Here is a 14,511-nt window from a genome sequence, read left to right on the forward strand (position 1 = left end):
CCTCCCACAATTAATTTAATTCAGAGGCGACAACTTTCCTGAAATTGGGGGATATGGCTGTTCGTCAGCTAATTATTGCTCAAAACCGAATGGCAAATATTCAGTTTTCTATTCCATATTTGATAAACAACGTTCATGTTATTGGACCCAAGAAATTGCTAACGGGCAAATTTGATATGGGATTATTACACAATCAAAAAATTGGAATCACGGATGAAGCTTATTTTCATCATATTGCTGAACTAAAGTTGAGTAAATCTAATGTAAATTTATTTTCACAGGATGATGAGTTAGTCGATGCTTTGAATAAAGGAGTTATCGGAGTTGCTTTGGTTGATACTTACACCGCTTCTTATTGGAATATTAATTCATCAAGTCATATAGTGGATCTGGGAAAACCCATACATGTTGAATCTGAGGTTGCTATCGCGATAAATCCAAATGATGCCGAATTACTGGAACGCATTAACTGGGCATTAACCAGCTATCGTAATAGTCAAGAATTTATAGATGATTATAATAAATATCTGCTTTATTTTTAAAGCCAAACAATGACTTATGCTGAAATATGAAATAAAAATAGTTTCTTTTTAGCTATTTTTACGAATCTTAGTGGTTTGACAGTTAAGACCGTTATCCTGAGGAGTTAGCGACGAAAGATCTCTCCGGGATTCAGGAGAGCCTTTGCTATGATCAGGATGGCGTACTATTCTTCACTTAGCTGCAATGAGCTTCGGGTGCATCTCCGTATTACGCGATGCTCTGAGGAATCCTGGCATATTTGTGCACAATCAACAGGATGGGGATGGTATTGAATAAACTGACCTTAATTATGCCGTTCCAGCGCAGGAACGACACAATAAAGACACAATCGAATGTGTAAAAAAATGCTAGGATCACTCAGCGCGATGCTAATACGGGCTACAACAGCTTCACTTATTGCACATAGCGGTTAAACTGTGTATTGAACCCCTAGCATGGCGGAACTGATTGAGGGATTTTGGTTATTTATGCTTAAATGGCTGGTTCCAGTATTGATATTAAATTCCCCTGTTGTTTGGGTTTTAGAACCAAATGCAACCATAAACGTACCTGTTAGTGACCAATTTTCATTGAAATTATATGCTGCACCTAATTTTATTTCAGGTAATACTGCGGTTTTATTTTCCTTTAGGCTGTAAGTATCGGCTAACCCAGATGCGAAAGCATCTGTAGCAGTAGTGTGTATTTGCATGTTTTGGATTAATGCACCGGCTTTGAAAGAGAAGCTGTAACAGGGTTGCATGTAAGCGACTCCCAGTAATGCGTCAAATCCACTTAAAGTATGAGCAATGTTCAGATTACCCTGAATCAGAGCTTGAGTTGGAGTCGTAGGATTTAGAGTGGTTTTACCGTAATAACCCCATCCTAATTCACCTGTTACTCCGAATTGATCGTCCATCATGTTGATCATGCCTGCTGCCAGACGTGCGGAATATTGATCCTTATTTTCTGTCGACGTAATATAGTCATTTGTTCCAATTAGAGCAAAATTGTAACCATCAATGGCATTCCAGCTATATCCACCTTCAAGTGATATAAAAGCAGAACAACAAAAATTAGAGTCTCCCATACCGCCGGCATGGATAACAGAACTGAAGGATAATGCAGATAATACTGAGAGCAGACTTATTTTTTTCATGATTTAGAACTCGTTCCATGTTTATTATTAGGTTTAAAACTCGAATAATTTAAATCAGTTACTGATGAATTACCAGCAAAATTCTCCATACAATATAAAATATTCCTTTATTATTAAGGCGAGCTCGTCGACTGCCTTTCGACATGTTTGTATTTTGTGAATCTATATTGTTTAAAATTTATCAAAACTGTATTGATTGCTCAGAAACCTTAAAGTATAATTTTTATCCTCTAAGTTCTATGTGATTCAATAATGTCTAAAAATGCTCTATTTAATTTGATTAAGATTATCAAAACAACAGCTAAACTTGGCCTTCCAGATAATATTCAATTAATTGAGCGTACTCATAAGTTGGGTTCTAAATATTTCCTGTTTGAATTACCGCCAGAAAAAAATTACTTCATTGGTCAGTATCGTTTAATCAGTCATCATCTGAGCGTATATGAAAAACCATTAGGTAAAATTGATTTGAAAAGTCAGTATCACTACACGGCATATTTTGCTCATCAAGGAGATACATACCGATTACATACCTATTTTGGTGTTAAGGACAATTATGTATCGAAGCCTTTATTTTCAAAAATTATTTCTGATGATGAATTTAGCCCTGTAGATTGTTCTGAACATGAGGCTGCATTTGATTTACTCGCTGATTCTGCCATTGACGATCTTATAAGCTGTCTTCGAGCAACACAAAACACACATATTAAAATGTTTACTGAGCAAGCCGAAGAATTAGAGAGGCAATTGCTTATTCTTTCCCATGACATGTATAAAAATAAAGCAAAATATCTGGCGACTCTTAAGACTCAAATAGATGTATTACGGGATTTAGTACGATACAGTACTGAGCCACGGGCAATCACACAGAAAATCAAATGGTTAACGACTACTTTAGGACACATTGAATTAATGACCGTTCCTGAAAACCGGACAAGCAATACTCTTCCGAAGCCCGTAAGTAAGGGCAAAGCTGAAGTTTCTGATAAAGATTCATCAAAAAAACATGGAGCTCATCAGGTTACTCATTTTAAAAAGCCTCATTCCGCAGCGAAGCCTGCTGCGTCAGAAAAAATTAATTTTTCTCTGCTTATTGATAAATTATCTCAAAAATATGACGCATGCGTTAATCTGAAAGATGACATATTAACTACTCGTATCCCCTCATTATATAGTGAATTAAATGAGGCTGAATGGGATCTCGAATCTACTCATCGGTATCATGTTACCTTTAACGATTTAGAACAATTGAAAGCGCTCAAAAGCAAAGTAGAAGTGATGGGGCTAAAGCTTTTACAACGAACTTTGTTTACTGGTGACTTTAATGAAGCTGCTAAATTAGGAATGTTCTATGCCTTAATGCCTACGAGCATTGTTGGAATGGCACTGCATCGTAATAATAGTTCCTTGTTGGATTTCTTGCTTAAAAATAAAATTATCCCGATTGACTTTAAAAAATTCACTGTTGCTGATGTTATGTATGCTTCAATGGTCGAGTATTGCTTCAAGACGACAACGGAGGAAAAGAGCAAGGAAGAGTTATTAGGTGTTCTTATTAAGAACGGTGCCACTTTGTTAGATGTAGATCGCAGCTCAGGATTGCCTTATGCTGCTCTTTTATTATTAAAATCAAAACATCCTTTACACGCAGTACTTGATAGGAATGCGAAAGCCACTCTTAATAATCCCATGTTCTATAAACAACTGAATCAAGTGCTTCACGTTATTGCCACTAAATCAGGTACTTCTATTGAACTACAAGCACAAGCTCGAGAATTAGTTAGTACTAATCAGACTCGAATTGAGCTATTAAAGCATCATATCACTCCAATTGAGAATAATACGCTATCTCAGGAGCTTGAGGATACTCTTGGTGACGAGATGATGCGACAAATTATAGAAGATCCTGAGATTCAATTTTATAAATTAAAAATTGAACGGCAAATTCTGACATTATTACCTCAGATCCCCGTTCAGCAACGCAAAAATTTTGCAAATATCGCCAATTTTAATTTTCAGTTAGTAAGGAATGCTGTAAATCAAATCCAGAATTTTGATGAGGTGCCTTCATTTGATGAGATTAAATGTGAAACACTAAAACAACAACGACACATTTTGGAGTTTATTGGGCTCAGAGAAGAATTAGTCGGGGTGCAAAATAAACTTCGAACCGTTCATCATAAACCGTCCAGAGAACAAAAGAAAATGGTAGCTCGAGGAAAAGAAATCCTTCAGCGAATGGAAGAAATTGAGGCGTTCCTGACCAAGCCTTATGCTTCCATAATCAAGACGCAAGAGCTTGTGACTGATATTATGTCTGCTATGAATAAATTCGTAAGTATGGCCAAGCAGTTAAATGAATCGGTGAATGAAAAAAAATTGTCTGCACCAGATGAAGAACTTTTGACAGAAAAACTGGGCCAATTGTTTCTTCGCGCCATAATAGATAAAGCAACTGAGTCAGATGACGCAGCGACCTCTGCAAATAGTCTCGATGCAGATGACGATGACAGTGATGAGAGCGTTAGCATTTCCGCATGTAAGATGCAATAAATCAGAACACACTATGGGTTATTTATTTGCTTGATAACCCATAGATTTATTCTCTTTTATCTAGTGTTACATATGAGGGATAGACGAGTGTTCATCGCTATTCTCATTTTCAGATTCTGTACACATTTCCTCATAGAAGTAATCAAGGTTTTCCAGAAGCTTATTTAATCCGGAGATTTTAAAAGCATTTCCGGATTTCGCTTTTAGTATCAAACGATTATATTTCTCCAGATACAGGTCATAATCATCAGATAAATCGTGATTGCTAGTATGCTCAAAGATCTTGATTTTAGTAAATAAATCATCAACTTGTTCTTTAATCTCATTAAACTCTTGTCCAGTACCGTATACTGAGGGACTGGAGTGTTCTTTCTCGTTATCGTTACTCATGCTCCAGGTATACAAAAGCACTAAAGCAATTATTCCTAATGGAACCAGCGTGATTAAGCCCATATAGAGCATGGTATTTTGTGAGGCTGCTGAGGGGACTGAATTTATTGAGCAGGGGGTATTATTCACTGAACATGTTGGTTCTATCTGAGTCGATGATGTTGGATTAAATAAAGGTGGATAATGAGATACTGGTTTATTATTTGACGTCGATTTTACAGACACTACCGCGGGGGCGGGGGAGTTCTTTAATGATTTTGGTGCACTGGGAGGGGCAAGCCCTTTTTTAATATGCTGAATTTCAATCCATTGATGCATAGAGCCCATGAGATTGTCCAAATCATGCACTTTCCCTGATATTGTCTCAAATGACGATTCTTTTAGGCGTGGCTGATTTAAATGATTTATTACTTCTCCCACATGACTTTTCAATGCCTTATTGGTTTTGAGCAATTCAGTGTTACTGGTTGGAAATTGAGCTAATGTGTCCTGGTTTTTTATAAAAGAATTCAATTTTTTCTTCTCATTTGAGAAAAATTTTTTCCAGAAAGACAAGTTCTGTTCTTCTTGTATGGCTTTATGGTAAGCATCATTATTTGCTGAAAGAATAGAACTGATATGTTTTGAGGATTCACCAACAAAGACGTCTATTTGCTGAAGGAGGATAAGCATTTGTTCCTTAAACTGGTGTATTGTATAAACCTCTCCTGCTTGACCGAGCAAATCCATTATTTGTGCTACTACCTGTTGAAATCGTTCCAGTTCATTTAAATCAGAAATTGCTCCAGCATAGTGGGCTAATATTTCTTCATCCATTGATATCAGCTCAAAATGAGGACATTTTTTTAATTGTTCCATGGTTAGTTGAAGCACGGGTATGGAATCAGGAGTGGTCATTAGTTCTGTGTTCGGTTTACCACAATCTTTAGCCGCCTGAGTTGGATACGCTGTTGAATCCTCAAGTTGCCCAATGGAAAAATCGTAGGGATGAGGATTAACTGGATTGATACTAAGAGCAAAATGTAAAATTCTGTTTCGGTCTGTTGATAATTTTTTGATGGTTTTAGATAACTCTCCGAGCCGATCTCTTAATAATTGAGATTCAAATAAATGAGTTAATTGAGGGGCAATTTTCGTATCAATTGCTGTTCTGAAGTTTGCAAGAAACAAACGATCTGAGCCTACTAATGGAGATATATTTTTTTCAAGAGTTCTTAAATATTGAGTCAGGCGCTCCAGCTGCTCTTGTACTTGTTGAATATTGGTATTCTGACTCAGTCCTTTTAAAATATTATTTACATCAAGGAATACAAAATTCATAGGCTGATTTAAATGTTCGGGAGGAAGCTCCTGATTTCTTAGTAACAGATAATCTCCTACATTTTGCATTAAGTCGTAAAAGGCTGGCCATTGCAGACGTTGGCTGTCAATAGGTTGAACATGGAAATCATCACGGGTTAAAACATCGCGAGGCTTAAAGGCATCAGAATAAATCCAGGCATGCTCATAAATATTGATAAGTGCCTGACTGTCTTCTGCAAACCATGAATTTGGATTAGCAAGATAATCTGAATGTATTCCTGAATTTGTCCTTATTTTTAAAATCCATTCACGGAACATCAAATCTTCTTCTGTATAGCAGTGTTCTGAGTGGAGCCAAAAACGAGATTTGTGTGGCATTGGTCTATATGATGCTAAATGCTCCCTTTTTTCCTTTCCCATACGTCTCACTCCTTGAGAAAGCAGATAACCCTTAGGATATTGCTTGTTAATGATAGGATAGTTTCATTTCTGGTAACAACTAGATTATTTTTGTACCAATTAATTTGATAACATTCTTTTTTTATTAATGCAATAGATCTTTTCTTGACCAAAAATATAATCTTCCACCGCCTGCTCTTTTTTGATAAATTAGAGTCTTTGATTGTTATGGATTTGCTATGCCCTCATTTGATATTGTTTCTGAAACTAATGAAGTAGAATTACGTAATGCTGTAGAGAATGCGGTGCGAGAAGTTACTACTCGATTTGATTTTCGTGGCGTAGAAGCCACCATAGAACTGAAAGAGTTGGTTGTTACTTTACGTTCTGAGTCAGATTTTCAGGTCAGACAGCTGGAGGATCTATTCCGCACTCATTGCACCAAACGTAATCTGAGTACGTCAGGGGTTGATATTGAAGACAAACCTGTTCACAGCGGTAAATTTTATTCTCTGAACATGACTTTTAAGCAGGGGATTGATCAACCTGCCGCTAAAGAAATAGTCAAATGCATCAAAGACGCTAAAGCAAAAGTACAAACCTCAATTCAAGGTGATAAAATTCGTGTAACCGGCAAAAAAAGAGATGATCTTCAAGAGACTATCGCTCTTCTAAAGAAATCGGACATTGAATTGCCATTACAATTTGAAAATTTCCGTGATTAAAACTACGTGGCGTGTTCACCAATATTCAGATATAGCCGCCTGATAAGAACAGTACGCCATCCTGAGCATAGCGAAGGCTCTCCTTGAATCTCGGGAGAAGCCTTCGTCGCCAGCTCCTCGAGATGACGATCCATAGCCGAGTTTCTGTATAAATCCAGGATTTCTCTGTACTGCATCAGGGCTACGTTTGACGTTCCTGACCTGATGGAACGTATGTGACGTAAAACCCCTTAACGTTGACGCCAGTACCTGAACTGAGCAGTGACCTATTGTTAGTGTCCTTCTGAATTCAGTTTATTTTCAGTGACGGTTGCATAGGCGATTTCGGCGAACTCTTCTGCAAGTAAGGGTTTACTCAAAAGAAACCCCTGGCCAATGTAGCATTTTTTTGCGACTAAATAGTTTAATTGTTCTACTGACTCAATTCCTTCGGCAATGATATTCATTCCCAATTCATTTGCTAATTTGATAATTATATCGACTAAAGTTACTTTATCCTTCACATTATGGATGTCGGCAATGAATTCTTTATCAATTTTTAAGGTATCGATGGGGAGCATCTTTAGTCTGCTTAATGAGGAATAGCCTTTACCAAAATCATCCAGGGACAGTTTGACACCAAGGCTTGAAATATCATTGAGTACTTTATTTACCTCGTCGTTATTTCCCATTAATAGACTTTCAGTAATTTCCAACTCTATGTGCGTTGTGGGGAATTGAGTATTGCTTAATATATTTTTGAGAACTTTCAGAAAGTGGTTATTCGTTAATTGTATTGGTGAAATATTTATAGAAAAAGAGAGGTTTTTGCTGTGTTGATTATTCCATATCATGATTTGTTCACATGCTTTTTGTATTATCCATAGTCCCATATCAATAATTAGTCCCGTACTTTCAGCAACAGGAATAAACTCATTGGGGGAGACATGTCCCAAAGTCTCGCTATACCATCGAAGTAATATTTCGGCACCGATTATTTCTTGATTAAGCAGATTGAATTTGGGCTGATAGTTAAGTTGAAGCTCATCATTTTGCAGTGCTTTTCTTAAGTGAGCTTCTATTTCAGATTCTCGATGCTGAAGGTCGCTCAGTTGTTCTGTATAATAATGATAGGTATTCTTTCCGCAGCTTTTTGCTTTATACAGTGCCATGTCGGCTTTCCGAAATAACTCTTCTGATTTGGTACCGTCATCAGGAAAAACAGCAATTCCAATGCTCACGGTTACAGTGATTAATTTACCTTTAATTGGGTATGGACTATTGAGTTCATTTAAAATTCGTTCTGCAAGTTTTCTTGCAGAAGAAAGTGATTTTAAATTAAGGGCTATTAAAGTAAATTCATCTCCACCAACTCGAGAAAGAATATCTCCTTTTCTGCTTAATAAAATTAATCGTTTAGAGAATTGCTTTAGAAGTTCATCTCCGTGGATATGGCCAAAAGTATCATTAGTTACTTTAAAATTATCCAGATCAATGAGTAACAGAGCCAATGAGCTATTAATTCTTGTACACGATGCAATAGATTTACCTAGCAAATCCTCAAACTCCCTTCGGTTATAAAGATTAGTCAGGGAGTCGTGAGACGCAATATAGGTTAATTCTTTCTGTTTTATTTTTAATATTTTCTGAGCTTTCAGGACAGCAGTGTATGTAAACACATAGTTTATAATCAGACAAATGCAGGGGATGAAATAAGTAATCAATTTAAGGGCATAGGCAATATAATAAGCACTGTCGTAAGGAGTGTTCGATAACAACATCAAATAGATAGACGTTACGATTTGAGTAACGGACATATAAAAAATAGAATCAACAAGGATAGTGGGATGTGCTCTATATGCTTTAGGATAAATGAACAGAATTAAAAATAAATAAATGGTTATCGATATGAGTTCATAAGGCCTTGATAAGGTTAAATCGTCAAACCACATTCTTGGAAGCTTAAAAACAGTTGTTACATAATAAATTGCGGTTATCGCTGCAAGTACAAGAAAGGCAGACAATAATATAAATGTAGTGAAGCGGACTCTTTTTTTATCATTAGACCTAAGAAGCATAACTAATCCAATAATCATTATTATGCCACTGATGCTATTGGAAAACGTCCAAATTAAAGCATCCAGATTATTCTTTTCTTGATATTCAAGAGATAATCCATCAATAACTAATGTATGAAGTGCTTCAATAGAGCCAGAAAAGAGAACAGATAAACCTATAATTAATGCAATTTTATCATTGCTGAGCCTGTATTGAGTGAATGCGAGTAAAATAGTCACTGCTGCTAATGAAAATCCTGACCACTGCAGGAGGGTTTGTCTGAAGTAGCTACGAATCTGTGATTCAATAATAAAGGATGTTAGTTCATTCCCGTTGCTTAATTTGTTGGCCATGGTGCTGAAATCGAACCCTAGATACAAACCTATATAAGGCAGACCTAGTAATAATACTATCAATAACACTAAGAATTGAGGTATGCGCTTTAATGTAGCTTCATTAAGAACAAATGAATTATCCATTTCTTTAGACCCCCTCGGGGGATTATTATTTAGATCTATTACATAAAACTTAGCATATTTTATCCGTTTAAAGTAATGAAATTAAAATAAAAAACACCCTGGATTATTTATTAAAGACTCTTATTGATGATCCAAAAATTTAATATAAATTATTCGCAGCTGCTTAAAACGAGGTTCATGAAATCTAGATTCTGTGAACGAAATTTTAACTCGTTGTAAATAAGTCGTCGTTGCGAACAAAGTGAGGCAATCCAGTACAGGATTGCTTCGTTAGCGCTCGCAAAGACAGGTTTTTATACGATAAACAAAATTGCGGCAAAGCATTTAGGCGTTATTGGGGATAAGCTGCGGTATGTAATATTGCTTTATAAGCACCTGGAGGTTGTTTTTTTATCCATTGAGCAAAGCTTTGTTTAGCCTCTATTCCATTGTGGATGTAGGTATAGAATAATTTAATGAAATCGACGCGAGCCTCATGAAATTCTTTTTTCCAAGGTTGGGCAGATAGCGATTTGGATGAGGCAAATAAATCTATCCCCCCTAAAAGTGCCTGGCGTGTCACTATGTCTATCAACTCTACCTGTGTGCCATTGGCCAATATATCACGCATAACCATAAAGGTCGTTGTTCTGCCTTTTCCGGCGGCACAGTGAAAATGAAACCAGGAATGAGCCGGAGCTTTTTTTACAAATTGCACAAACAGATCAACTTGTTCCGGAGCTGGGGGGTGATAATCAGGTACGTCGATTCTAAAATACCCTATACCGGCCATTTTAGCTGCTTCAGCTTCTGTATATACTTCCTGGATTGTCGTTGCTTGTGGTTTTGTCGGGATCTTAAGCCCCAAGACAGGGCGCCCCAGTTTATTGAGTTTGATTGTGTTTTGGTATAGTAAATTGTTCACCCAGTAGTGTTCGAATTGATTTATATCAGTCAGTGTCTTGCCCCAATTAATTTCATCTTTTTTATAAAATATACTGACAGGTGAACCATTAATAAACAAATGAGTCTCTTGACGAAGATCTATAATATAAACAGAATGAGTTGCGCCATAATTTTTTTTCAGCCAATGCATGTTTGTTAACGTTGGGTTTGCGCTGCCGGACATTGATAGGTTGTCCAGGCCTTTACGATTGATCTGATTTGGTTTGATCCTGGCCAATTTTGGGGAGGCTGACGTAGCTCTCCAATGAGCTGGTTCAAGCGATATTACGCCATGATTATTACTTCTATAATTATCTATCCAGAATGCCCCATCAGGGAGTTTAATACACTTGGACTCTGTTATTTTTAATGTTTCCGCAGCTTCTGTGCCAAGACAAGCCGTTATCAATATAAATATGCTGAGTAGGCGATGGTTTAGTTTGCGCATTGGATTTGCCTGATGTTCATAGTTAACTATCCGGAATATTTGTTATGTCGTTGACTTGAAACCAACCAGTAATATTCCATTACGACAATGAGTTGGGAAATCAGTTCATTCAATAAGTATAACAATGAATATGGGGTGGTTGATTTTAATTCAATTTTCTAAATATTACCAGTTTACTCTACTTTAGCCATTGCCTGGAATACAAATGACGTGAGGAGTAGAGATTAGTGTGAAAATGAAACATAAAGCTCAAATTACACCAGCAAACATACTATTTACTCTGTTGGCACATTATTTAAAATTTGCATGGTATGTTCAGCGTTGATACAATAATGGTCCTATTAAATACGCCATTCAGGTTTTCTAATATTTAATAACCACTTACTGACACCAATGAGGCACTAAACCATGCAAATGAAAGAGGCATTAGATTTTTTACGCACGCATCATGTTCGAACTGGAGCAAGTATGGAGTGGTTTGAGTTTGGTCTCGGTGAGTCTCAGAAAGCAGCAGAAGTTCTTACTTTTATTAAAGCAAATTTTAGCCATTTGAATGCAATGGATAAAGCGCGAATAGGTGCTGGCGATCAAAATAAAGCAAATCAGGGATTTGGGTTGACTCGTTTCCAGTATAAGAATATTTTGGGGGCCATTCTATTACAGAATGGAACTGTTTCTACACGTTCTGCTTATGAAAATCAGATGGATTTTATTCATTTTTACATAACAAACCGTTTAGAAATTAACGCCTTATTTCAGCAGAACAAACTTGATGATTTTTTTAGAAATAACTTCCAGTACATTGCATATAAAGAACGAGTGTTGAGAATAAAAGTTTTAGAGGAACAACAGAAGATCTTCTTTTTAGATGAATTTCTTGATGTTCCTATGGAGCATATTGATGACAGCCTGAAAATTGGTTATTACCCTCACGAGCAACTCCCTCATAAAAAATATCATTACAGTCCAGATCAGATTCTATTGGCCCCTGAAGGGGAAAAAGCTATTTATAGGGCGTTCACAAAGCATCGATTGGTTTATGGTCCTATAGATTTTTATTTGCCAGGAAAAAATACTGTCTCTTTCAATGTTATTTCAGCTTGCGGCCCTAACTTAATGGGCACCTCGCCTGCAGATGAGCGCACATATCTTGATAATGGCAACCTGAATACACTGGCTTATACCAGAACATGCATTGCACTGGCAGATTTTATTGTTGGTACAGCCAAAAATCAGGGGAATACCAAACTGATCATGCCCGCATTTGGTATGGGAGTTTATATTAAAAATGTGCCCATTGCCCAAAGACCTGAAGCTGTCAGAATTATGTATCAGGCTTTTGCCTATGCGGCCTTTACATTCCAGCTCTCTGTGGATTGGGTGGTATGGAGTCAGGAGAAAAACAGCTATTTGCAAAAAACATATTTGGATCAGTTGAAAGGTTACAATTCATTTATTAATAATGTTCCACATGCTGATATGCTGGCTTATGCGGCAGATCTGGTGGGGCAAGGTATTCCATGTGCTGTTTTAAACGCTGGTAGTGATCGTACCATAGGCGGGAAATTTATTGCTCAAAATCCAACAACAGTTGAGGAACAATTGGCTCAGAAGTCAGATCTGATGCTGCTGCACACTGTATTTAATTTAAAAATGATTCAGAAATTTGTTGATTCTATGTACAGCGCCCTGGATTTTCGAAAATATGATCTTACTTTTGGCCAAGCATTGGATTCATCTGACGATTTGGACTGTTTATCAAGTCAGCAAGATGAATCCGGCTCTGAAGATGAGTTGGCGGATGATTTATTTAAAAACATTACTGCAGACAGAACTATTCACCATAAACCTGGTTCAGTTGAACAAATTAAAGATCCCTCTGGAATTGAATTAGTTAATATTCCGACTATATCAGAGCTTAAATTTTATAGAAAACAACAGAACGTTGAAGTTATTCTGAGTCAGTTTAAGAAAAAGATAGATGCTATTGGAGCGCATAAGCCCCAGTCTAAAACGGTAGCTCTGACGTTATTGACTGATTTACAGAAATTAACTCAAGCTACCTTTGCAAATCCTGTTCATGACTCTAATTTATTGATAAATGCTGCGATTCCTGCTCTTCAGCGAGACTTGGGATGGGGGGATTATTTGGCAAATATGGCAAAAAGCCTGATAAATGCATTAACTTATGGATTTTCATTGGGTACACATCACGGCTTTTTTGAGATCAAATCATCGGATGCGGCGCAGTACGCTAAGCAACTTGATTATGACTTGGAGTCGGCTGTTGCATTGAAATCATAACGCATTGGTGAGTAAGCAATGATTTGTTGGTTGTGTCAACCTCCTCTTGAGCATATCTCATCAGGAAGGGGCAGAGCACTGCGTCATGTGATATTAGGATGAGTTCGTAGGTTGGCCCCTGACCCGACATCTGCTCTCAGCTTTATATTTACGCTAATTGAATGGCTTTGTTGTCGGGCCAGGGGCTCCGATCTGCATGTTTTTGTCTTTTGATGAGATGTGATTAAGAGTTAGTTGCTTAGGTTGGGATTCCGATGGAATGTGGCTCAATGCTCATTTGATAATGGATTCCCAGCTTCGCGGATATAACAAAATGACTTTTTGTCCCGTACAACGTTGTTTCGCTGTTCTAGCCTCTATTTTAATACTTCCTTAATAATTTTTTTATACAATAAGCCCCTTATTTTTCCATGGTTGTTGATTATGATATTTAAATATTCAGTACTTGAAGCGCGTTATACTGCTATGTGGAATTCTTCAGTGGTTCCTGCTGATACACAAATTAAAAAAATGCTAGGGAGCCGGTCTTTTTTTCGTTTTGATAGCGCTTCTTGCATTCAATCAATCGAGCAATATGCATCTACTGTCAAGAGCATCCTTAATAATCTCATTTGGGATTATAATAGTTTCGACGATAAAGATTATGTTAACGAGTACATAGAGTCGACTGTAAGTACGTTCTGCTCTGATTTTTCCAAATACAGTATTGGTTTGGAGCGACGATTAAATCAGGATTCAGCAATTGCTGCTATTGATAAGTTAAAACATGAAATCGACGTTGTTATCACTAATCACAGAGAACAATTGATGAGAGCCACGCGTGTGTTGGATGATGATTTAGATATTGAATTGTACCCACTTCCTATACAAGATCCCTGGTTGTTCAATTTTAACTCATATGAATTAACTGATACTTGGGCTGAGGAATCTTTGTCCTTGGGATTAGCAGATACTTGGAGTAACGAATCGATACCTTTTAGAGTAACTGATAATTTAGCTACGATTTTTACACCATTTGAGTCCACCACAGATCTGGATAATAGATTTATTCCATTTGAAGGGGCTAATCTTTGGGCCTCAAATACGCAGCACGTTCATTGCGGAGCATCTCCTACCTTAGATCAATATGATGATGACATCGATATTGATAGCTATTTGAATCCTTGTCTAAGATGAGGGTAAAAGGCTAAATACTTATATAATGGCCTACTGGTATAAGCCAAAGATTGGCATGGGTTTCTATGCTTTTCGCTTGTGCTGCAGGTGTAA

The 14,511-nt window shown here is 37.0% G+C and carries 9 protein-coding genes; 5 read left to right on the forward strand and 4 right to left on the reverse strand.

Annotation, left to right across the window (positions count from 1 at the left end; translation table 11 throughout):
- The first annotated feature begins 53 nt into the window (after nt 1-53).
- Complete coding sequence (locus tag Q0495_RS08695; protein WP_298625053.1) at nt 54-542, forward strand: transporter substrate-binding domain-containing protein; 489 nt, start codon at nt 54-56, stop codon at nt 540-542.
- A gap of 410 nt (nt 543-952) precedes the next feature.
- On the opposite strand, the gene Q0495_RS08700 is transcribed toward Q0495_RS08695, so the two are convergent.
- Nucleotides 953-1,681 (reverse strand): hypothetical protein, encoded by a 729-nt coding sequence (locus tag Q0495_RS08700; RefSeq protein WP_298625054.1) that lies wholly within the window; start codon nt 1,679-1,681, stop codon nt 953-955.
- A gap of 252 nt (nt 1,682-1,933) precedes the next feature.
- Between Q0495_RS08700 and Q0495_RS08705 the strand changes: the two genes are divergently transcribed.
- A complete protein-coding gene (locus tag Q0495_RS08705; RefSeq protein ID WP_298625056.1) occupies nt 1,934-4,234 on the forward strand; it encodes a hypothetical protein in 2,301 nt (766 codons plus the stop codon).
- A gap of 66 nt (nt 4,235-4,300) precedes the next feature.
- Here Q0495_RS08705 and Q0495_RS08710 read toward each other — a convergent pair whose 3' ends face one another.
- On the reverse strand, nt 4,301-6,346 hold the full coding sequence (locus Q0495_RS08710; RefSeq protein WP_298625057.1) for a hypothetical protein: 2,046 nt from the start codon (nt 6,344-6,346) through the stop codon (nt 4,301-4,303).
- Between the two features lie 218 nt (nt 6,347-6,564).
- Between Q0495_RS08710 and Q0495_RS08715 the strand changes: the two genes are divergently transcribed.
- Nucleotides 6,565-7,050 (forward strand): YajQ family cyclic di-GMP-binding protein, encoded by a 486-nt coding sequence (locus Q0495_RS08715; RefSeq protein ID WP_298625058.1) that lies wholly within the window; start codon nt 6,565-6,567, stop codon nt 7,048-7,050.
- Nucleotides 7,051-7,322: 272 nt separating this feature from the next.
- Here the strand turns inward: Q0495_RS08715 and Q0495_RS08720 are convergent, their stop codons facing one another.
- Nucleotides 7,323-9,566 carry an EAL domain-containing protein gene (locus Q0495_RS08720; RefSeq protein WP_298625059.1) on the reverse strand — a complete coding sequence of 748 codons (2,244 nt, stop codon included), beginning with the start codon at nt 9,564-9,566 and terminating at the stop codon, nt 7,323-7,325.
- Between the two features lie 331 nt (nt 9,567-9,897).
- On the reverse strand, nt 9,898-10,938 hold the full coding sequence (locus Q0495_RS08725) for a hypothetical protein (RefSeq protein WP_298625061.1): 1,041 nt from the start codon (nt 10,936-10,938) through the stop codon (nt 9,898-9,900).
- Nucleotides 10,939-11,346: 408 nt separating this feature from the next.
- Here Q0495_RS08725 and Q0495_RS08730 point away from each other — a divergent pair, with 408 nt between their 5' ends.
- Both Q0495_RS08730 and Q0495_RS08735 read left to right on the forward strand, forming a co-directional pair.
- Nucleotides 11,347-13,242 (forward strand): hypothetical protein, encoded by a 1,896-nt coding sequence (locus tag Q0495_RS08730; protein ID WP_298625062.1) that lies wholly within the window; start codon nt 11,347-11,349, stop codon nt 13,240-13,242.
- 423 nt (nt 13,243-13,665) lie between these two features.
- Entirely contained in the window at nt 13,666-14,418 is a 753-nt protein-coding gene (locus tag Q0495_RS08735; RefSeq protein ID WP_298625063.1) for a hypothetical protein, read from the forward strand.
- The last annotated feature ends 93 nt before the right edge of the window (nt 14,419-14,511 follow it).

Source organism: uncultured Legionella sp. (assembly GCF_937871865.1).
GTDB lineage: Bacteria > Pseudomonadota > Gammaproteobacteria > Legionellales > Legionellaceae > Legionella.